Origin of the sequence: Xanthobacter sp. NM-59 (assembly GCF_021401125.1) — a bacterium.
In the GTDB taxonomy this organism is placed as follows: domain Bacteria; phylum Pseudomonadota; class Alphaproteobacteria; order Rhizobiales; family Xanthobacteraceae; genus Xanthobacter.
In genome coordinates, this window is the sequence record NZ_JACBFQ010000002.1 from 413,082 (window position 1) to 434,272 (window position 21,191).

At 64.8% G+C, this 21,191-nt stretch carries 17 protein-coding genes and 2 pseudogenes; 13 read left to right on the forward strand and 6 right to left on the reverse strand.

Annotated elements, in window-relative coordinates; translation table 11 throughout:
* Positions 1-268: 268 nt before the first annotated feature.
* The 11 genes from L0966_RS07215 to L0966_RS07260 all read left to right on the forward strand — a co-directional run bounded on the left by L0966_RS07215 (position 269) and on the right by L0966_RS07260 (position 10,898).
* The gene (locus tag L0966_RS07215) at positions 269-1,318 is read left to right on the forward strand and encodes a substrate-binding domain-containing protein (RefSeq protein ID WP_234051173.1); all 1,050 of its coding nucleotides are present in this window, start codon (positions 269-271) and stop codon (positions 1,316-1,318) included.
* Complete coding sequence (locus L0966_RS07220; RefSeq protein WP_370640647.1) at positions 1,315-2,328, forward strand: extracellular solute-binding protein; 1,014 nt, start codon at positions 1,315-1,317, stop codon at positions 2,326-2,328. The genes L0966_RS07215 and L0966_RS07220 overlap by 4 nt, the downstream gene beginning before the upstream one ends.
* 73 nt (positions 2,329-2,401) lie before the next feature.
* Complete coding sequence (locus tag L0966_RS07225) at positions 2,402-3,214, forward strand: ABC transporter permease subunit (RefSeq protein WP_234051174.1); 813 nt, start codon at positions 2,402-2,404, stop codon at positions 3,212-3,214.
* A 1-nt stretch (position 3,215) separates the two neighbouring features.
* Entirely contained in the window at positions 3,216-4,010 is a 795-nt protein-coding gene (locus L0966_RS07230) for an ABC transporter permease (protein WP_234051175.1), read from the forward strand.
* Positions 4,007-5,080: an ABC transporter ATP-binding protein gene (locus L0966_RS07235; RefSeq protein ID WP_234051176.1), complete on the forward strand. Its 1,074-nt coding sequence runs from the start codon at positions 4,007-4,009 to the stop codon at positions 5,078-5,080. The genes L0966_RS07230 and L0966_RS07235 overlap by 4 nt, the downstream gene beginning before the upstream one ends.
* Positions 5,081-5,083: 3 nt before the next feature.
* Positions 5,084-5,953, forward strand: coding sequence for a phosphodiesterase (locus L0966_RS07240; protein ID WP_234051177.1), 870 nt, complete (start codon positions 5,084-5,086; stop codon positions 5,951-5,953).
* A gap of 256 nt (positions 5,954-6,209) precedes the next feature.
* On the forward strand, positions 6,210-6,419 hold the full coding sequence (locus L0966_RS22465; protein ID WP_370640646.1) for an alkaline phosphatase family protein: 210 nt from the start codon (positions 6,210-6,212) through the stop codon (positions 6,417-6,419).
* A gap of 86 nt (positions 6,420-6,505) precedes the next feature.
* Positions 6,506-7,882, forward strand: a complete 1,377-nt coding sequence (locus tag L0966_RS07245) for an alkaline phosphatase family protein (RefSeq protein WP_234051178.1) — start codon at positions 6,506-6,508, stop codon at positions 7,880-7,882.
* A 140-nt stretch (positions 7,883-8,022) separates the two neighbouring features.
* Entirely contained in the window at positions 8,023-8,319 is a 297-nt protein-coding gene (locus L0966_RS07250) for a hypothetical protein (RefSeq protein ID WP_234051179.1), read from the forward strand.
* A gap of 961 nt (positions 8,320-9,280) precedes the next feature.
* Positions 9,281-9,451: a hypothetical protein gene (locus tag L0966_RS07255; protein ID WP_234051180.1), complete on the forward strand. Its 171-nt coding sequence runs from the start codon at positions 9,281-9,283 to the stop codon at positions 9,449-9,451.
* 118 nt (positions 9,452-9,569) lie between these two features.
* Positions 9,570-10,898, forward strand: a complete 1,329-nt coding sequence (locus tag L0966_RS07260) for an RsmB/NOP family class I SAM-dependent RNA methyltransferase (protein WP_234051181.1) — start codon at positions 9,570-9,572, stop codon at positions 10,896-10,898.
* 395 nt (positions 10,899-11,293) lie between these two features.
* Here L0966_RS07260 and L0966_RS07265 read toward each other — a convergent pair whose 3' ends face one another.
* The gene (locus tag L0966_RS07265; RefSeq protein WP_234051322.1) at positions 11,294-13,240 is read right to left on the reverse strand and encodes a YgiQ family radical SAM protein; all 1,947 of its coding nucleotides are present in this window, start codon (positions 13,238-13,240) and stop codon (positions 11,294-11,296) included.
* A 178-nt stretch (positions 13,241-13,418) separates the two neighbouring features.
* The gene (locus L0966_RS07270) at positions 13,419-16,307 is read right to left on the reverse strand and encodes an HD domain-containing phosphohydrolase (protein WP_234051182.1); all 2,889 of its coding nucleotides are present in this window, start codon (positions 16,305-16,307) and stop codon (positions 13,419-13,421) included.
* Positions 16,308-16,566: 259 nt separating this feature from the next.
* On the opposite strand from L0966_RS07270, the gene L0966_RS07275 reads away from it, so the two are divergent.
* Positions 16,567-17,373: a hypothetical protein gene (locus L0966_RS07275; protein ID WP_234051183.1), complete on the forward strand. Its 807-nt coding sequence runs from the start codon at positions 16,567-16,569 to the stop codon at positions 17,371-17,373.
* 118 nt (positions 17,374-17,491) lie between these two features.
* On the opposite strand, the gene L0966_RS22470 is transcribed toward L0966_RS07275, so the two are convergent.
* The 4 genes and pseudogenes from L0966_RS22470 to L0966_RS07285 all read right to left on the reverse strand — a co-directional run bounded on the left by L0966_RS22470 (position 17,492) and on the right by L0966_RS07285 (position 19,558).
* Complete coding sequence (locus tag L0966_RS22470; RefSeq protein ID WP_370640645.1) at positions 17,492-17,914, reverse strand: transporter; 423 nt, start codon at positions 17,912-17,914, stop codon at positions 17,492-17,494.
* A complete protein-coding gene (locus L0966_RS22475) occupies positions 17,890-18,495 on the reverse strand; it encodes a transporter (RefSeq protein WP_370640973.1) in 606 nt (201 codons plus the stop codon). The genes L0966_RS22470 and L0966_RS22475 overlap by 25 nt, the downstream gene beginning before the upstream one ends.
* Positions 18,487-18,774: pseudogene (locus L0966_RS22215) on the reverse strand (arylsulfatase); the annotation flags it as partial. The gene L0966_RS22475 and the pseudogene L0966_RS22215, both read right to left, overlap by 9 nt.
* Positions 18,775-18,822: 48 nt before the next feature.
* Positions 18,823-19,558, reverse strand: a pseudogene (locus L0966_RS07285) (IS5 family transposase).
* Positions 19,559-19,997: 439 nt separating this feature from the next.
* Between L0966_RS07285 and L0966_RS07290 the strand changes: the two are divergent.
* Entirely contained in the window at positions 19,998-21,191 is a 1,194-nt protein-coding gene (locus tag L0966_RS07290) for an efflux RND transporter periplasmic adaptor subunit (protein ID WP_234051323.1), read from the forward strand.

A 21,191-nucleotide genomic window follows, 5' to 3' on the forward strand; every position in this document is an offset into this window, starting at 1 on the left:
CGCCGCACCCTTTGGCGTGACCGCATAAGCTTGCGCATGGGGCCGAAAATCACGCGAACCGCGCGGTTATCTCGACAGTATTTTCATTTGCGCGCTGCGATGCCGCACGATTTCACAACCGCGACGCGGACATGACATATTATTATTTCACCACACCATCGCTGAAACGGACTGAAACACTGTCATCGGGACAATAGAGTCGTTTGCTAGATCAGCGCCTTAGGGGGCCGCGTGCCGCGGTCCTGCAAGGAAAGGCGGGGTCAGGGCAATGAACTCGTCGGATGTCACAGTTCGCAATGTGGCGGCGCGCGCGGGATGCTCCGCCGCCACCGTCAGCAGGGTCATCACTGGCAACGGGCCAGTCAGCGAGGATATGCGCGGCCGCGTGGTGCGGGCGGCTCTGGAACTTGGTTTTCCTATTGCCCGGGCGTTTCCGGAAACCCGGCCCATCATCAGCATCCTCATTCCCAGCCTCACCAATCCGGTGTTCGCCGCAGCCGTGGATGGCATCGAGCGCCGCGCGCGCGCCCATGGGCTCTCCACCATCCTGGGCCAGTCCAAGTACGACCCCGCCCAGGAAGAGGCGGTGGTCGCCGCGCTGATCGGCGAGAGGCCCATCGGCATGGTGATGACGGTGTGCGACCCCGTCACCAGCGTGGCGCTGCGGCGCGCCAGCAGCGCCGGGCTGCCGGTGGTCACCATCTATAATGAAGGCACGCCCAAGGGCATCGCCGCCGTCTGCGTGGATAATCGCGGCGCCGTGCATCGCATGACCGATGAGCTGATCGTCATGGGTCACCGGCGCATCGTGTTCGTGGGCGGCAACTTCTTCTCATCCGACCGCTCAGCCCGTCGCTATGAGGGATATCGCGACGCACTGAACCTTGCGGGGCTCACGCCCCTGCCACCGATCGAGGTGGATTTCATCGATGCGGCCAAGGATATCGACCTGACCGACGTGGTCGCGACCGTCCGCCCCACCGCCATCATCGCCTCCAACGACCTGTTGGCGGTCACCGTCATCGGCTCGCTCCGCCGCGCCGGCCTTTCGGTGCCGGAGGATATTTCCGTGGTGGGGTTCGATGGGATCGATTTTGCCCGCCACATCGCGCCGCGCCTGTCCACCATCATGCAGCCCTCGCAGGCCATGGGGGTGATGGCCGCGGCGCTGCTGCTCGACATGGCCGCCGGCCACAAGCCGCCCCAGCAGCTCCAGCCCGACGTGGTGATGCTACCGGGGGAGACCATCGCTCCCCCGCGCTCCCATGCCGTTCCCTCCTCCTCCCCCCGCCCGTCAGCCAGAAAGATTTCCCCATGAAAGCTAAACTCCTAGCCCTCGGCTTTGCCGCCGCCATCGGGCTCATGTCCGCCACCGTGCCCCAGGCGCGCGCGGCCGATGCCATCTGCTACAATTGCCCGCCGGAATGGGCCAATTGGGGTGAGATGCTGAAGAAGATCCATGCCAAGCTCGGCATCGAGATTCCCGGCGACAACAAGAATTCCGGCCAGGCCGTCGCCCAGATCATCGCGGAACGGCAGAGCCCGGTGGCCGATATCGCCTATCTGGGCATCAATGCCGGCATTTCCGCCGCCAAGCAGGATTTGGTGGAGGCCTGGAAGCCGGCGCGCTTCGCCGAGATCCCCGCCGGCCTGAAGGATCCCGAGGGGCGTTGGTGGGCGGTCCATCAGGGCACGCTCGGCTTCTTCGTGAATGTGGACGCGCTGAACGGCGCCCCGGTGCCCGCCTGCTGGGCGGACCTGAAGAAGCCGGAATATCGCGGCCTCGTGGGCTATCTGGACCCCACTTCCGCAGCCGTGGGCTATGTCTCCGCCGTGGCCATCAACACCGCGCTCGGCGGCAGCTTCGAGAACTTCACGCCGGCGGTGGAGTATCTCAAGGCCCTCTCGGCCAATGATGCGATCACCACCAAGCAGACTTCTTATGCCCGCGTGGTCTCCGGCGAGATCCCGATCCTGCTGGATTACGACTTCAACGCCTATCGGGCCAAATATACAGAAAAGGGCAAGTTCGCGTTCGTGCTGCCGTGCGAGGGCTCCGTCTCCTTTCCTTATGTGATGACCCTGGTGAAGGGCGCGCCGCACGCGGAAAACGCGAAGAAGGTGCTGGATTATCTGCTTTCCGACGAAGGGCAGCTGTTCTGGAGCACCGCGTATCTGCGCCCGGCTCTGCCGGTGGCGATGCCGGAGCAGATCGCCGAGAAGTTCCTGCCGGCGAGCGAGTATGAGCGCGCCAAGGCCGTGGACTGGGCCGCCGCGCAGGCCGCGCAGGCCGATTTCTCCAAGCGCTACCTCAACGAAGTGCGCTGAGCCCCAGGTGCATCCGCCTGCGGGGTGATGAACCACCCCGCAGGCCCCTTCCCCCCAAACGCAGGAGCTATCGGTGCGCAGCAGATCCTTCGATGTCCTGCTCATCCTGCCCGCGGCCATCTTCACTTTGGCCTTCCTCATTCTCCCCCTGGCACGGCTGACCGTGGAGGCCGGCACGGGACCAAGCGGCTTTGCCGGCTTCTTCGCCATTCTCACCGAGGCGCGCTATCGCAACAGCCTTCTGGTGACCCTGGCGCTGTCCATCGTCACCACCCTCGCCACCCTCGCGCTTGCCACCATCGCGGCGCAGACCCTGGCCCACCGGAAGTTCCCCGGGCGCGGCCTGCTGCTCTCGCTCATGACCTTTCCGCTGGCCTTTCCCGGCGTGGTGGTGGGCTTCATGATCATCCTGTTCGGCGGCCGGCTGGGCCTCGTGAACAGTCTCAGCATGGCGGCCTTCGGCACCCGCGCCATCTTCGCTTATTCTTTGTTCGGCCTGTTCCTGGGCTATGTCTACTTCTCGGTGCCGCGTGTGCTGCTGACGCTGTTAGCTGCGGCCGAAAAGCTCGACCCCTCGCTGGTGGAAGCCGCCCGGTCCCTGGGCGCGGGGCCGCTCGCCATTCAGCGTGATGTGGTGCTGCCCGCTTTGTTTCCGGCCATGTACACGGGCGGCGCGCTCTGCTTTGCCACCGCCATGGGCGCCTTCGGCACCGCCTTCACGCTCGCCACATCCATCGATGTGGTGCCCATGCTGATCTACACGGAATTCACCCTGGCCACCAATGCGGGCATGGCGGCCTCCATCTCCATCGCGCTCGGCGCCATCACCTGGGCCGCGCTCGCCTTGGCCCGCAGCCGCGCCATGCGCGACACCAAGGGAGGCTGACATGGGGTTGCGCTGGACCACCCTCGCCGGCTTTGCCATCACCGCCCTCATCGCCCTGTTCCTGGTGGTGCCGGTTCTGCTCTCCGTCTATGCGGGGCTGAGCGTGAATTATGCGCGCGGCATCTCCGCCGGCTTCACGCTGGATTGGGTGCGCCAGGTCTGGAGTTTGTATTCGGACACGGTGTGGCGCAGCCTGATCGTCGCGCTCATGACCTTGGCGCTGACGCTGCTGATCGGCGTGCCGGGAGCCTATGCCCTGGTGCGCCGGGGCGGTCGCTTCGCCCGCATCGTCGAGGAACTGGTGACGCTGCCGGTGGCCATTCCGGGGCTGGCGCTGGCGCTGGCGCTGATCCTGGCCTATGGCGGCTTCGGTGCCTTCCGCCAATCCACGTTGTTCGTGGTGGTGGGCCATGTGCTGTTCACCCTGCCGTTCATGATGCGAGCGGTGATCGCCATCCTGGAAACCATAGACTGGCGGACGCTGGATGAGGGCGCGGCGAGCCTCGGTTCGCCGGCCTGGCTGCGCTTCTTCGATGTGATCCTGCCCAATGTGCGGCCGGGCATCGTGGCCGGCGCGCTCACGGTCGTCACTCTCTCCATCGGCGAATTCAACCTGACCTGGATGCTGCACACGCCGATGACGAAGACGCTGCCCGTGGGCCTCGCCGATGCCTATGCCTCCATGCGCCTGGAAGTAGCCTCCGCCTACACGCTGGTCTTCCTTATCATGGTCATTCCGCTGCTCATCGGCCTGCAGCTGGCGGCGGACCTCACCGAGAAAAGGACGAAATCATGAATGCCCGCGCCGAGGCCTTCACCCGCTGCGGGTCGGCCATCACCACCAACGCCCTCACCAAGACCTTCCACGGCCATACCGTGCTTCAGCCGACCCATCTGGAGATCGCCTCGGGTGAGATCCTGGTTCTGCTCGGCCCCTCCGGCTGCGGCAAGACCACGCTGCTGCGCCTAATCGCCGGGCTGGAGCAGCCCGATGGCCCGAACATGATCCGCTTCGATGGCGAGGATGTCAGCGCCCTGCCCATCGAGAAGCGCAATGTGGGCATGGTGTTCCAGTCTTACGCCCTGTTTCCCAACATGACCGTGGCCGAGAATGTGGGTTATGGGCTGAAGGTAAAGGGCATCCGCCGCAAGCAACGGGAAAGTGAAACCAAGCGCCTTCTTGCTTTGGTGGGGCTTGAGGACTATGCCGATCGTCGCATCACCACGGTTAGCGGCGGCCAACGCCAGCGCACCGCGCTCGCGCGCGCGCTCGCTATCAAGCCCCGCGTGCTGCTCCTGGATGAGCCCCTCGCGGCGCTCGATGCGGTGCTGCGCGAACGGCTGCGGGTGGAAATCGGCCTGCTGCTGCGCGAGTTCGGCATCACCGCCGTCTATGTCACCCACGATCAGGCGGAAGCGATGGCCATTGGCGATCGCATCGCCGTGATGCAGCGCGGGCGGATCGAGCAAATCGGCGCGCCAAAAGCCATTTATCATCGCCCTGCCAATGATTTCGTGGCTGATTTCGTCGGCACCATGAACCGGCTTGAGGGCCGCGTCAGCGACGGCATCCTTGCGGTGGATGCCGAGCACACCCAGGCTCGACTGAGGGTCGGCGGCGGCGATCGCTCGGCCGTGGTCTGCTTCCGGCCCGAGGTCGCGCGCCTCACCGCCGGCCCCGGCGCCATTCGCGCCCGGGTGATCGCGACCACCTTCTTCGGCGCCACCCAGCGGCTGGTGGCCGAGGTGGCCCCTGGCCGCCAGCTGCAGCTGGATCTGGCCTCCAGCCTGCATTTCGCCCCCGGCCAAATCGTTGCCTTCGACGCCGACCCCCAAGCTATTATCGAATTTGAGAAAGACGCCTGAGCTATGCTCATCGCCCAGATTTCCGACCTGCACATCCGCCCCCGGGGTCAGCTGGCTTACGGGGTCTCCGAGACCAACCTGTTCGCGGAACACGCCATTCACGCGTTGCTGCGGCTCGATCCCCAGCCTGATTGCGTGCTCGTGACCGGCGATGTCACCGATTGCGGGCTGGAAGAGGAATATGCCATCGCCGCCGAGCTGTTCTCGCGGCTGCCCTTTCCCGCCTATGCCGTGCCCGGCAACCATGATCTGCGCGAGCCCTTCCGTCGCGCCTTCGCGAGCGGCGATTACCTGCCTGCGAGAGGCCCGCTGAACTATGCCGTGTGGTGCGGCCCCATGCGCATTATCGGCCTAGACAGCGTGGTGGCCGGCGCCAGCCATGGGGAGCTGCCGCCCGAAACCCTCGCCTGGCTCGACGCCACCCTCGCAACGGATCGCCATGACCCGACCCTGGTGATGCTGCACCACCCGCCCTTCGACACTGGCATCGGCCACATGGATGCCGCGCGGCTGTTCAAGGGCGCCGAGGGACTGGAACGCGTGGTGGCCGCCCACCCGCAGATTCAGCGCGTGCTCTGCGGCCACGTCCACCGCTCCATCCAGCAATTGTTCGGCAACACGTTGTGCCAGATCGCCCCCTCGGTCGGGCATCAGGTGGCCCTCGATCTGCATGCGGACGCCGCCTCCTGCTTCGTGCTGGAAGCACCGGAATTCCTGGTGCATCACATCAATCAGGGCCGGGTCGTCACCCACGTGGCGAAGGTGGATCGGGCTCCGGGCCCCTTCCCCTTTATCCTGCCGAAAGAATATCCCGGACGCGCCGGCGCTTCTGCCCGCGCGGCGACCGGCGAGCAGCTCGCCGTCCATTCCTGACTCCGCCGACAGACCTTTCCGCGCGCCCCTGCGGAAAGGTCGTTCCCGGAGCGCTTTTCTGCCGCTCAAAAGTAATAACGTCACTGGAACACGTTTCAGCTGGCGTCATTCGGCCGGCATCGAGACCAGAAATGATGATTCCGCCACACCATGGCACACCCATTTCGGGAAGGATGCGCGTCATGTCCAATGAACCCACGTCCATGGCCCGCCCTCAGGGGCGCTCATCGACTAAAAAACAGCCTATGAGCGGCCATTGAAAGATGTCAGTGCACTTGAACATGTCGTCGTGATCATGTTCGAGAACCGCTCTTTCGACAATATATTCGGATACCTGCACCCTCCAGCAACCTGCCGGAGGGACAGAAATTTGAAGGCCTCACGGGCGGCACATACTGGCCCCTGTGACCAGATGGCGAGACACTCTATGCCCACATCTACCAGGGCGACTATAATCAAGCGCTAAAAAGCCCCGACCCGGATGCGGGTGAGGAATATCAGCACGTCAATACCCAGCTGTTCGGCACCATCAACCCCACTGAAAACGCCGAATTGACAGCCCAGAAGATGCTTCCCCCCTACAATGTGCCGACCAACGGCACCATCGACATGAGTGGGTTCGTTCTCGATTATTTCTACAACATCAAAATCATCCTCAAGGATAAGGAACAGGCCCACGCCAAGTGCGGCCAGATCATGGGGTCATTTGACCCTGAGATGCTTCCGGTGCTCTCCACCCTTGCCCGCAATTTTGCGGTCTATGATCACTGGTTCAGCGCCATGCCGTCGCAGACCTTCTGCAACCGCGCCCTCTTCCATGCCTCCACCTCATCCGGCTTTGTCACCAATTCCGGTGCCCCCGGCTACAAGAAATGGTTCGAGCTCAATCCAGCGACCACGATTTTCAACCAGCTGGAAGAGGCAGGTCTGCCATGGGCCGTCTATTTTGATGAGAGCCAGCTTGTCTCCATCACCGGCCTCATCAATCTCCATGCCCTCGCGCCCTTCTGGCACACGCACTTTCGTTCCATGACCGACTTCTACAACGATGTGAAAGCCGGCACGCTTCCCGCATATTCTTTCATCGAACCTCGCCAATTTTTTTGCCACAACGACATGCACCCGCCCCTCACCTTCACCATAGCAGGCATCACCATCGATCCGATTTATGACACTCGGGCTGGCGAAGTGCTGTTGCATGATGTCTATTCAGCCATTCGCGACAGCGAGAGCCCGACAGGATCGAATGCCATGAACACCACGCTGCTGGTGACCTTCGACGAGCATGGCGGCACTTACGATCACGTGCCCCCGCCGGCCGCCGTGCCGCCCCAGAACCTTGGCGACACCGAATGCGGCTTCGCCTTCGATCGCCTGGGTGTGCGGGTGCCGACCATAGCCATTTCCGCCTATACGCGCGCCGGAACGGTCATCAATGAAGAAATGCACCACGGTGCCGTCATCGCCACCTTGTGCCGCAAGCACGGGCTGGCGCCGCTGACGGCCCGCGATGAAGGCGCCCGGGATATCGCCAACGCCTTCAATCTCAAAGACCCACGGCCCGCGTCCCAATGGCCGCAGACCCAGCCGGCGGCGGTGCCTGCCGAGCCGCAGGCCGGCCAGTTCACCGGCGCGCTCGCCCAAACTCCGCTGACACCCCCCGGGCGCTCGATGATGGGCCTGTTGGTGGAGGCCTATGGCGCCCCCGGCGAGCAACCGCCCGAGACCAATGGCGCCGCCTATGAAACGGTTCAACGCCTGGCCAAGGGGCTGTTCCGGATAGCCCGCAGCGGCAGTAGCCGGCACAATACGCGGCAAGAAGGGGAGCAAACACCTTTTCTTCCCGCACAAAATGCGGATACATCGCGCCACAGACGCCTCTTTATACCATATCAGGGAAAGCCGTCAGCTCAGATCGTCTTTCCATAGAAGGCGATTTTCGATCACGCAGGATGAATGATCCTGAGAGCGGCGGCGTTCACGGGGAACGTATCATATCCCTACATCAAGAACACGATCCCGCGCGCCAATGCCCACGCACTTTCGAGTGGGGTAAGGACTTGTCACGCATGGCGGAGGGGCATGAAGCTCTTGATCAAGGCCCAACTGCGGATCCTTCTCGGATTTTCACGCTGATCCTCCTCACCATCGCCATGTGGTGGGAATTGAACATGGCGCCCACCCGGCAAGATGATGGCGCTGCAGCCGCGCGGCGCGCGCAGGATGCGACGGGTGCAGCCAATATCGGCCCCACGCTCCATCGCATCGTCGCAGATGGCGAGACCAACCTGACCCTCGAAGAAACCCGCAACGATTGGGCTGAAACCCTCGCCAGGCAACGTGAGATCGCGCGGCGAGTGTACTAGCCCCCCCCAGCTCCGCAAGCCGACGAGTTTTGGAGCGGAACACGATGCCCAGCATTTCCCGAGGTCATGTACAGATGGCTGTCGCTTCCCGTTCCAACGCTTCGACCAGCAACGGCAGCGCATTAACCACCAGTGGCCAGCCCAATCTTCATAAAGCTCACCTTCCGCGACGAAGAGCGACAGGGTGCAGGAGGTCCTTGGGGTGACAGAGGCGGCGTGTGTGCCCGCCGCACGATGAAGCGTCGGCGACAGGGTGAGGCCGAGGGGCGAGTGCTCCTGGATGACATCATGGGGGCTACCGAGGATTACTGTCTTCCACGTTTCTGCAGTTCGGTTCGCTTGCGATCAGCGCTGAGGTCTCAGGAGGTTCCATATTCAGCTCAGACACGGATATGGAGCCTCTGTTTCGTTTTTATGTTGCGAACTGTCCAAGAAGTGAATGTTTACCAGCGTTTTATGGGGTATCGCAGTGGCTTAAGCGCGATTTTTGGGGTGAGCGGTCTTGCCGAGGGCCAATAGGCGCGCCAGCAGGGTGGTTAGGCCGCGATCGGTCTCGGCGGCGGGGGCCGCCATCCCGGATGGTCGTGCCCCGGCCAGGATAGAAATTCCATTCGTCGATCTTGAGTTGGTAGGCGGTCTTGCGCTCGAAGCAGATGCAGAGGGCATTCAGGCGATTGATGGCATGCACCATCCGGGGCGGGCCATTGGGCCACGGGCCGTCGCTGGGAAAAGCTTCTGCTCAACTTGGTTTTCTCCTCCCGCGGCCGCCGAGGTGGTGGCAGAGAGCACCAGCGCATGGGCAATCTGGGGGAGAGGGAGAAGACGGCAGGGGGATTGTCATCACAGGGGTGTATTGCGAATATGATGCGTGAGACCGCGTGTGAATATCGATGACCAGCGTCTCGCGTGCTTCAGACCTACCCCGCCTTCCGCGATTTCTATCGCGGCACCAAGGAGGGCAATGGGGAGAGCGAAGGCGCGGGATTTCGTCCGCCACCTCACCCAGCGCGTCATTCTCATCGACGGCCAGCAGCTCGGTGATCTGATGACCGGGCACAATGTGGGTGTCCGCCTCGCCCGCGCGGTGGAGTTCAAGCGCCTCGACGAGGACATCTTCGCCGACGAGGAGTGATGTCCGGCCGGGCGCGGGATGCGCGGCGTCATGCAGCTGGTGCAAGGGCGGCGCGCTCCATGGCCAACCACGGCCCTTTCGTTTATGGTGCCGCGCTTTCCAGCCGGATCGTCTCCCCGTGACCCCCGCCACCCGCCTGCAAGACACCCTCGATCTGTTGAATGAAATCGATAGCCTTCCGCGCCCCGCGGATGCTGTCGTTTCCGCGTGGTTTCGGGCGCACCGCTATATCGGCGATGCGGATCGCGGCGCCATTTCCGATCTGCTCTATGCGCTCCTGCGCCACCATGCGCGCCTGGGCTGGTGGCTCGCGCGGCATGGCCGGCCCGATGTGGCGCGCAACCGGCTTCTGGCCTGGCTCGCGCTCGACGGCGGCATGACGGTGAAGCAGGTGCAGGGCCTTTTCACGGGCGAAAAGTTCGCGCCGGCGGTGCTGACCGATCACGAGCGCGCGCTGCTCATCAAATTGCAGGGCAGCCCCCTCACCCATTCCGCCATGCCGGACGAAGTGCGCTTTGAATGCCCGCCTTGGGCGCTGGAGCCGTTGCGGCGCCGGTTCCAGGACACTCTGGCGCACGAGATGGCGGCGCTGCTGACGCCGGCCCCGCTCGACCTGCGCGTCAATCCCATCAAGTCCACCCGCCAAGACATGCTGCGCGCCTTGCAGGACCTCGGCCTGCGGGCCGAAGCCTCCGCCATGGCGCCCTATGGCATCCGCGTGCATGAGCGCCGCTCATTGGCCGGTCTGCCCATGCTGAAAAGCGGCGAGGTGGAGATTCAGGACGAAGGCTCCCAGCTGGTCGCCATGCTGGTGGACGCCCGGCCGGGCGAGCGCGTGGTGGACTTCTGCGCCGGCGCCGGCGGCAAGACATTGGCCATCGCCGCGCAGATGGCCAATAAGGGCCACGTCATCGCCTGCGATGTTCTGGAAGGGCGGCTGAAGCGCGCCGCCGAGCGTTTCCGGCGGGCGGGCCTGCACAATATCGAAACCCGCCCCCTCGCCAGCGAAACGGATCGCTGGGTGAAACGCCACAAGGGCATGTTCGATCGGGTGCTGGTGGATGCGCCCTGCAGCGGCACCGGCACATGGCGGCGCAATCCCGATGCCCGCTGGCGCGAGCTGGGGGCGGGCCTTGAAAACCTCCTGCCCCTCCAAGCCCGCATTCTCGCGAGCGCCGCGCGGCTGGTGAAGCCGGGCGGGCGGCTGGTCTATGCCACCTGCTCCATGCTGCCCGAGGAGAACGAGGCCCAGGTGGCCGCGTTCCTGGCGGCTTTTCCCGCCTTTCATGTGGTGCCGCTGTGCGAGGCCGCGCCGCAGCTGACCTGTTCGGCCCACCCCGACTATCTTTCGCTGACGCCCGCGCGCCACGATACCGACGGCTTTTTCGCCGCGGTCATGCAGCGCGAAGCCGCGCCCGCTGCCCCGCCGCCCGTGGCAGAGGCATAGAGCGCTGGCGAGCGAGGCGGATAACGGTTCGCGCGAACGACACGCTTGAGAACAAGACAGTCCAGGATCGATCGACATTCAAGCGAGACGATCCGCAAGTGACAGGATTTGCCGGGGCTCGCTCCCTCGCCCGCTTGCTGGGGAAGTGAGGGAGGGAGCCGGATCGCCTTCGCCTGGACCGCCACAGTGGCGCGGAAGGTGGAGATTCAAGACACTTTTGGGATTTTCGAGGCGTTGCCCTTCGCCCGGCGGCCAGGGCTCGCGTTTCCAACGTTTGCCCCCTCCTCGGCAAGCGGGAGAGGGCGGAGCGCCATGTGGAACAGGTTGGCGATGGAACATAAGCCCCGCCGCGTGCGCTGAATATCGATTGATCCCAGCGGAGCGCGGGTGGGCCCTCACTTGCTCGGCAGGCGAACGCCCTTGGTGGTGAAACGCTGTGTGCCGCTGGGGCGGCGCACCGGGCGCGGCGTGCCGGCCGCTTTGCCGGTGCCGGGCGGCTGGTGGGCCGGCACCAGCTGGTCGGGCCGCGAGCCGATGAGATCGGCGCGACCCATCCGCTTCAGCGCCTCCCGCAGCAGCGGCCAGTTTTCCGGATCGTGGTAGCGCAGGAACGCCTTGTGCAGGCGGCGCTGCCGGAGGCCCGTCACGGTCGCCACCTGCTCGCTGCCCCCATGCCGCACCGCCCGCAGCGGATTGACGCCGGTATGGTACATGGCGGTCGCCGTGGCCATGGGCGAGGGCAGGAAGGTCTGCACCTGATCGGCGCGATAACGGTTCTTCTTGAGCCAGAGCGCGAGGTTCATCATGTCCTCGTCGGTCGTGCCCGGATGCGCGGCGATGAAATAGGGGATGAGATAGTATTTCTTGCCGGCCTTCTTCACCGCCGCGTCGAACATCTCCTTGAAGCGGTCATAGGTGCCGATGCCCGGCTTCATCATCTTGTCGAGCGGGCCGCGCTCGGTGTGCTCGGGCGCGATCTTCAGGTAGCCGCCCACATGGTGGGTCACGAGCTCCTTGATATATTCCGGGCTCTTCACCGCCAGGTCATAGCGCACGCCGGAGGCCACCATCACCTTCTTGACGCCCTCGACCTCGCGCACCTTGCGATAGAGGCGGATCAGGTCGTCGTGGGAGGTGTTCAGGTTCGGGCAGATGTCGGGGAAGACGCAGGAGGGCCGCCGGCAGGCCGCCTCTATCTTCGGATCCTTGCAGGCCATGCGGTACATGTTGGCGGTGGGCCCGCCAATGTCCGAGATCACGCCGGTGAAACCCGGCGTCTTGTCCCGGATCAGCTCGATCTCGCGCAGGATCGAGCCTTCCGAACGGTTCTGAATGATGCGCCCCTCATGCTCCGTGATGGAACAGAAGGTGCAGCCGCCGAAGCAGCCGCGCATGATGGTCACCGAGAACTTGATCATGTCCCAGGCGGGGATCTTCGCATCGCCATAGGCGGGATGCGGCGCGCGGGCGTAGGGCAGATCGTAGACGGAATCCATCTCCGCGCTGGTCAGCGGAATGGGTGGCGGGTTCAGCCACAGGTCGCGGTCGCCGTGGCGCTGCACCAGCGGGCGCGCATTGCCGGGATTGCTTTCCCGGTGCAGTACCCGCGAGGCGCGGGCATAGGCCTCCCGGTCGTTCTCCACCTGCTCAAAGGAAGGCAGGCGGATCACGGTGTCGCCGGGGCGGCGCGCGGCGCCCTCATCGGCGCTGTCGAGGTCGTCGGCATGCAGCTCCGTATAGGTGTCCGGCACCCGGCGGAACAGGGCCACGCCCCGGATGGAGTCGAGATCGCGCGGCGCCTCGCCGGCGGCCATGCGGTTGGCCACCTCGATGATGGCGCGCTCCGCATTGCCGTAGACGAGCAGATCCGCCTTGGAGTCCGCCAGGATGGAGCGGCGCACCTTGTCGGACCAGTAGTCATAATGGGCGATGCGGCGCAGCGAGGATTCGATGCCGCCGAGCACAATCGGCACATCCTTGAACGCCTCGCGGCAACGCTGGGTGTAGACGATGACCGAGCGATCCGGCCGCCGGCCGCCTTCCCCGTTGGGGGTATAGGCATCGTCGTGGCGCAGCCGGCGGTCCGCCGTGTAGCGGTTGACCATGGAGTCCAGGTTGCCGCCGGTGACACCGAAGAACAGCCTGGGCTTGCCCAGCACCTTGAACGGCTCGGCCGACTGCCAATCGGGCTGCGAGATGATGCCGACCCGGAAGCCCTGGGCCTCCAGCAGCCGGCCGATAATGGCCATGCCGAAGCTGGGATGGTCCACATAGGCGTCGCCCGTCACCAGCACGATGTCGCAGGCGTCCCAGCCCAGCGCTTCCATCTCGGCGCGGCTCATGGGCAGGAACGGTGCCGCCTTGCCGTCATGCGGACGGAGGCACGGCAAGGACTTCGCGGGATTTTCGGGGGCTTGGGGATCCATGCGCCCACGCATAAGGCCCCACAGCGGCGAATTCAACTCACGCTATCGCGGCTCACAGCCAAGCTCCCGCAAGCGGCCGGAGGCTTGGCCGCGATCACCCCGCCGCGCGCGCCCTGTCCGCATCGTTCGCGAACAAAGCGATCAGCGTCGCCACATCCACCGCGTCCTGCTGCTCGTCCTTCAGGTAGCGCGCGGCGTATTCGGCCCACAGGCCGCTTTCCAGGAAATAACGGAAGGACTCCGGGTCGAGGTGCCCCTCCTTGCACATGAAGGCCATGATGCGCAGGGACTGGGACAGCGTCTTGGCGGGCTTGTAGGGGCGATCCGATGCGGTGAGCGCCTCGAAGACGTCCGCTAGCGCCATCACCCGCTCTTCCGTCGAAAGGTCGGCCGCCGACAGGCGCCGTGGATAGCCCTTGCCATCCATGCGCTCATGGTGGGTGGCGGCAATCTCCGGCACCCGGGACAGGTGCGCCGGCCAGGGCAGGCTTTTCAGCATCACATAGGTCTGCACCACATGGTCGTTGATGGCGAAGCGGTCCTCCGCGGTCAGCGTGCCGCGGCCGATGGAGAGGTTGTAGACCTCGCCCTTATTGGCGCGATGTTCGGGACAGGCCATGTCGAAGCCATAGGCGTTGGCCGGGTCGCCCTTCCCAAACGTCGGGCGACGGTGGCCCCAGGGCACCACATGCTCGGGGCGGTCCGCCAACAGCGTTTCCTGCGCCGGCAGCGGGCACGCGGCGGTGCCGTCGAGCTGCCGCAGCTCTTCCACCGAGAGGCCCAGGCGGTCGTCGAAATGGCGCAGCCAGATGCGCCCCGCAATGGTCCGGAGGCGCGCGATCGCCTCCTCGCTCATGAACTCGCCGCCCACATTGCTGGCGGCGACGAAGGCAAAGTCCTCCCGCAGCACGGCCTGGGCCGCATCCCGCATGGCTTTTGAGCCCTCAGGCGCGGCACCGGCAAGGAGGCGCTGGAGGTGGGCGATCTCCTCATCCCGCCAGAGCACTTCGAACCGGGTGCGGACTTCATGAATGCGGTTGTGGACGGCTTCGAGCTTGGTCGCCTTGTCGATGATGTGCTCCGGGCTCGTCACCTTTCCGCAATCGTGCAGCCACGCGCCAAGATGGAACTCGTAGCGCTGCGCCTCATTGAAATGAAAATCCCTGTAGGGCCCTTCCGTCTCGTCGGACATGCGGTCGACGATCATGGTTGCGAGCTCGGGCACGCGCCGGCAATGGCCGCCCGTATAGGGGCTCTTGGCGTCGATGGCGTCGGCGATGAGAAGCACGAACCCGTCCAGCAGGTTCTTCTGTGCCTCAAAAAGCTGCCGCATCTCGATCGCCGCCGACAACGCCCCCGAAAGCCGCTCCGCGAAAGCACGAAAATCCTCCCCAACGCGCACGTCCCCCGCTGGACGCTCAAGCAGCAGCAGGCCGACGGGCTCGTTCTGCCGGCTGCGCAGAGGCTGGGCGTATGGGCGCTGCTCAGCCGCCATCATGGGGGGGGCATCCCCCGCCTGGTCCGCGAGAATCGCCAGAGGCAGCTCTCGCGAAAAATGCCCTTGGGTCATTTCCATGTCGGGCCCCACCGCCACGGCAGCCCGCGCCAAGCTGTTGCCCGCCGCATTGACGAGATACACGGCGCCGGCGGTGGAGCCGGTCGCGGCGACCGTCTGCTCGAGCACCTTTTCGAGCATGCGATCAAGGCCCGGCTCGCTGCCCATCGTCTCCGCCGTGGCCAGGAACGTCTCGATGGTCCGGCAGGCCTTGCCCAGAGCCGCGTCCAGCTGACGGACTTCCGAAATCCAGCTGTCGGAAGCGGGCGATGCGCTGAAGTCGAAGCGCGTCAACCGCTCCGCCTGGTGCGTCAGGCCAGTCAGTGAGCGGCCGAGCCACCGCCCCACCAGCCAGCCGATCGCCAGCAAGGCAGCCATGAGGCCGAGCGCCACCCAAAGCTGGCGCGCGAGGGCGGAGCGGGCTGCGGCGAGCAGGTCGGTATCCGGCACCGCCACGAGAAGGGCTAGGCCCCGCCCCTCGAACAGCCCGAGGGGCACGCGCACCCCGAACCATGATGCGCCGTCAGCCTCGAAGCTCACCGTTTGCCGGGGCGCGGCACCGCTCGCGGCCAGCGCCGCCAGCGCCGGGGCGTCGAGATCCGCGACCGACGTGGGGGCCGCCCCCTCCCCCGACGGGCCAGGATTTCGGCCGTAATCCATATAGCCGTAAAGGCTGCCATCATCGCCCACCACCGCGAGTTCGGTGCGCGGGGTCAGGCGCAGGCTGGCGAGGGTGAGGGCCAGGTCCGAAAGACTCTGCTCCAGTGCCACCACCGCATCGTGCCCTGGCGTCGCGAGGCTCTGCGTAAGGCCGATTTCCCTCGTGGTGAAGAAGCGATACGGGCTGGTGAGATATTGCCCGCTGCTCTCCATCGCCCCCTTGTACCACGGGCGCGTGCGCGGATCGTAGCCGGACGGCGCCTGCGCGCGCGTCTCCACCAAGCGCAAATCCCCGTCGAAGAAGAGCCAGCTTTCCGTCGCCTCGCCCCCGGCCTCCCGCGTGATGCTCTGGACCAGATAGGCCGCGTTGGCGGGAGCTGCGAACGCCGACGCCTCCTGCGGCGAGCGAAAGGGCCGCACCAAGAAGAAATCGCCATCCGCATAACCGATGAGAACGGCGGCGGCAGCGGGCAAATTCGTCAACAGCTCCGCGAGCATCGGCAATCGCGCCAGCCGCTCCTCAAGGGAGGTTGCCGCCACGAGCGGGCCGCGCGCGAGGTGGCGCAGGCTGATGCGCCCCGGGTTGAGGCGGCGCTCGAGCCTCTCTTCAATGCGTTCGCCAATGGCCAGGGTCCTGTCGTGGGCGGCGTCAACCAGCGCCGTGCGGGCGGCGGACCACCCCTGCCACATGAGGGCGCCACCCAGCGTGCTCATGGAAACAACAACGACCGCCGCGACAAGAACCGGCAGGGAGAAGCTCACTCGCATCGGAAAAACCCTGGGAGGTTAAGAGAGCCGCGCACATCCAACATATGGTCGACCGGCGAATTTCCGATCCGCCGGGCTGGTGCAACGAGCGCACCCGCCACGGGAGATATAAACACGCCCCGCCCGGCGCCAAAAGTACCTTCGTTCAGCTGCCGCCCGGGGGCCGAGCCATCGCCGGCGATGGGAGGGCTGGCGCAGCATCAAAAATCAGATTACTTCCAATCGGGCTTCGATTTACTTTGGCTCCGAGGGAATAGCCATGGGTCTCGTTCTGGCGATCGCCGAGGTCAGCGTGGTGGGGTTCGGGCTTATTCTCCTCGTGGCCCAGATCATCGCCCACGGTATCGGCTTCTGGATCGGCAAGCGGGATGTGGCCCGGCAGACGAACCCGGAGACGGTGGGTGTCGTGGTGGGCGGCATGCTCGGCCTGCTGGCGTTCGTGCTGGCCCTTACCCTGTCCTTCGCCAACAACCGCTTCAGCGAGCACCGGCAGGGGAGCCTCGCGGAGGCCAACGCCATCGGCACGGCCTGGCTCCGGGCCGCGGCCATCGGAGGCCCGCGCGGAGAGGCGATTGCCCGCCTGATCGAAGACTATGCGCAGGTCCGCGCCGGCTTCGTCCGGGCCGGCCGCGATCAGGCGACCATAGACACTCTCAACCAGCGCACCGGCATGCTTCAGTCCCAGATATGGGGGCATGTCTCCGCCATTGTCCGCGAGCAGCCGAGCCCGGTGTCCAGCGCCGTGATGGTGGCAATGAACGAGATGTTCGATGCCGGAACAAAGGAGCGCTTCGCCTATCACATCACGTTGCCGGCACAGTTGTTCTGGCTCCTCATCGGCATGACGCTGCTGAGCATGGGCTGCCTTGGCTACCAGTTCGGCCTCAAGAAGCGCTCATCGCCTGTCCTTGTCCTCCTTCTCACCTTCATGTGGACGTGGGTGATCGTGGAAATCCTGGATCTCGCCTCCGCACGGCTCGGCACCATCCGCACCGACACCGCCGTCTATGAATGGACCATCCAGAGCTTCAAGAGCGGCGTCACGATCCCTGAGCTGCCGCAGTGATTGATGCTCCGGTCGGCCTCCGAAAGGGGACGCGCCCATGAGCTTGGCCTATCGTCCCATGGCGAGCGGGAAGGTCACGGCGGCAAATCCCGCCATTCCCTGCAGGCGCTTGACCACATCAATCTCGCGATAACCCCTGACGCGGGCGTTCCCGCGAGCTGGAAATTATAGGCCAGCACCCCACCCAAAGCTGTGACACGCCCCTCGAGATCACCCAGCCGCGCGCCGCTGCCCCCGTGATCTGATCGTAGTAATAGCCCACGACCCCCGGCAAGAACTCTTTGGTGATTGCCTTCATTACCGCCCACACCACATGACACTCGGTGCCAGTGGTGTAATCGGTCACGTCATCGGTGCCGTTGAAGGTGGCGCCCGCGGCCACGGCTGCCACCCGCTGGCAGGATCGAGCCGGGTCACCGCCGTCGAGAGGTCCGTCGCCACGCGATGAAACGCAAGCTTTGCGATCTCGCCCTCGTAGTAGTCGCCCGACGGAACCTTGAGAAGCGCGGCGACGTTCTAATGCCAGTTGCCGGAATGCCATCCCAGCGCCATGGAGGCGACGGGATTACCCGTGTCGAACGCGCTATCGCTCGCCCGGCGCCCGATGGGGCTCACCACGGTCGGGTGCGCGACCAGTTCCGCGTTCACCCGGGGCCGGCCGAGCGGCACGATCAGCCCTAACGCAAGGCTGCCACCAGCAACCTCCGCCGGTAGAACCCAGGTTCCCGTCACCAGATCCGCAACGATATCCGCGCGCACATCGGCGATGATACTCCCGCCCGGGCGGCGATTCCCAGCTGCGGCACGTAGGCCGCCTTGGGCTCGCGTCCGTTGAGTCATAGCTTTCGAAGGGATCCATGCGGATATTGAACACGAGAGGCGCCGTACGCGGAAAACGTTCGCGTAGTCGGTTTCCTTTGTCGCGAAGTTGAAACTCCACGGATCCATGCAGGTCGCCATGAGGCGCGATTCATAGTACCAAAAAATATGATCGCGCGCGGAGTGCCCGCTCTTCGCCGTCCAGTACGTCTGGTTATTTACCCCGTCGATATATTGCCTTTTCTGACCCATCAGCTTCTGCGCGACAGTGTCCACGCCCGCCGCCGCGAGGCTGGTGAACATGTCCTGGTGCCCCTGAATGCCATTGAGCGTCCGGCCCGGCTTGATCGCACCCGACCACTTGATCATGGAGATCACGCACACGCAGCGTTCATAGGTGGTCATCTTCTCACCGCGGATGCGCGTCGTGGCACCGTGAGGCCGGGAGGAACACTCCGCAGCGTTGTCGGTCGAGTACCAAACGATGGTATTGCCATCGAGGCCATTCTGCTTGAGAAACTCAAGGACCAAGCCGATGTCATGGTCGTGCTGAAGCATGCCCGCGCCATGAAGATCCGCTTTCGATGTGTATTTTTCCGCTGCGTACGGCCATTTAGGGTCGAGACTCGATCAGAGCCAGAAGGCGACGGCAGTGGCGAGCGCTACAGCGGAGAAGCAGTTGGCCGCGAGCTTATCGTAGCGGGTATGAACGCGCCGGAAGTCCTTGAGACGGCAGAAGGCGTTCTCGATGAGATGTCGGCTTCGGTAGCGCTGCTCGTCATAGCGGATGGTGCGTTTGCGATTTCGGCGACCCGGTATCACGGGGGTGCCCCCACGTCGCGTGCCAGGCGGCGTAGCCGCTCGGCATGGTAGCCCTTATCGCCCAGCAGGTAGCGCATGGTGCCGGCCCGTTCGGGAAGCTCGGGGGCGGCCTTCATGTCGCTGACGTTGCCGGGTGTCAGCATCAGCGCGTAGGGACGGCCGATGACGTCGGTGAGCGCGTGGACCTTGGTTGTCCAGCCGCCACGCGAGTAGCCGATTGCCTGCGCCGCGCGCCCCCTTTTGCCCCGAACGCCACCCGCTGCGCCTTGATATAGGTGCTGTCGATCGCTGTGCTCTTCGTAACCGCGCCGGCATCCACCAGCGCGTCGAGCAGCTTGAGCCAGAAGCTCCGGCGAGACCACCGGTTGAACCGATTGTAGATCGTCGTTGAAGGCCCGTAGTCGGCAGCGCAATCACACCAGCGACAGCCCACCTTGAGCACGTGTAGGATGCCGGAGATCACCCGCCGGTCATCAACACGACGAGCGCCGGGTTGGTTCTTCGGCAGATGCGCCTCAATCGCTGCCGATGCCCCATCCGACAACTAGAACAACGCCATATCCCATCCCCCGTGATCCACTCCTCCCGCGAATCACGAAAACCAACCCTGCTCAACCCGCTGATTGGCTTTTGACCCTAGAAGCCTCACCATCCACGAGTTCGCCAGCAAACTCGGAACAAGAAAACATGCTATTTTCACCTGAGATACAATCCATTAAACACAGATAAGGAAAGAGTGTTCGATGGACACACGATGACCCTTCCATCAGCACGCTAAGCTAAGCCGATATACTGATGACCACGCATTTTATTGCCGACGCGTGAAGATCGAGAATACGCCAGCCTACGCATCCCGCAGGGCCTCGGCCTCTTCAGCGGCGGACATGATGGCCGTGGCACATCACCAAAACATACCAGATAGACGGTATGTTTTTGGTCTGCTATGAGGGCACGCCATGTCACAGCTCCAGCATCTGAAGGTGATGAAGGTGCCCTTCCTTCCCTCCGCGGTCCGCCTGCCCCTGGCCGCCTCCGTTTTCGCCATGCTCGGGATCGCCGGCTGCGGCGAAAGCAATGACGCCATCGCCACGGCGGCTCCGCCGCCGGCGTCCGTCGCGGTGGTGACCGTCGTGCCGGAGACGCTGCCCATCACCAACGAGTTGCCCGGCCGCATCGCGCCGACGCGGATTGCCGAGGTGCGACCGCGCGTCTCCGGCATCCTCGTCGCGCGGGTGTTCGAGCAGGGCAGCGTGGTGAAGGAGGGGGACGTGCTCTACCGGATCGATCCGGCCCCGTTCCGGGTGAAGGTGGACAGTGCCAAGGCCACGCTGGCGCGGGCGGAAGCCACGCGCACCCTTGCCAAGCAGAAAGAGGACCGGCAGGCCCAATTGAAGAGCCGGCAGATCACCTCAGATCAGAGCTATGACATCGCCGTGGCGGAGCTTTCCCAAGCCGACGCCGACGTCGCCGCGGCGAAGGCCGGGCTCGACGCCGCCGAGCTGGACCTGCAATACACCGAGGTGCGTGCACCCATCGGCGGGCGGATCGGGCGGGCGCTGGTGACGGAGGGCGCACTTGTTGGCACCACCGATGCGCAGAGCCTGGCCACCATCCAGCAGCTCGATCCCATCTATGCCGACTTCACCCAGTCGGCGAACCAGTTGCTTGCGCTGAGGCGCACCGCGGAGGCGGAGGCCCGCGCCGCCGGCTCCGACGCGAGCCGCGCGCACGTCGTCCTGAATTTCGACGACGGCACCCCCTACGCCCACATGGGCCGCTTCCTGTTCTCGGAGGCGGCGGTGGATGCCAGCACCGGGCAGATCATCCTGCGCGGCGAGTTTCCCAATCCGGCTGGGGACCTCCTGCCGGGCATGTATGTGCGCGTGCAGATCGTTCAGGGCGAGCAGGCCGATGCGCTTGCCGTGCCCGAGCGCGCAGTGCAGCGCGATGCCGGCGGTGCGGCCCAGGTCTTCGTCGTCGGTCCGGACAATAAGGCGGAGCTGCGCAAGGTCACGGCGGGGCGGATTGTCAACAACCGCTGGGTCATCGATCGCGGGCTGAAGCCCGGCGACAAGGTGGTGGTGGAAGGCTTCCAGACCCTCGCCCCCGGCGCGCCCGTCGATCCGCAGCCCTGGCAGCCCGGCGCTTCCGGCGCCGGCCCCGCCACCGAACGCTGA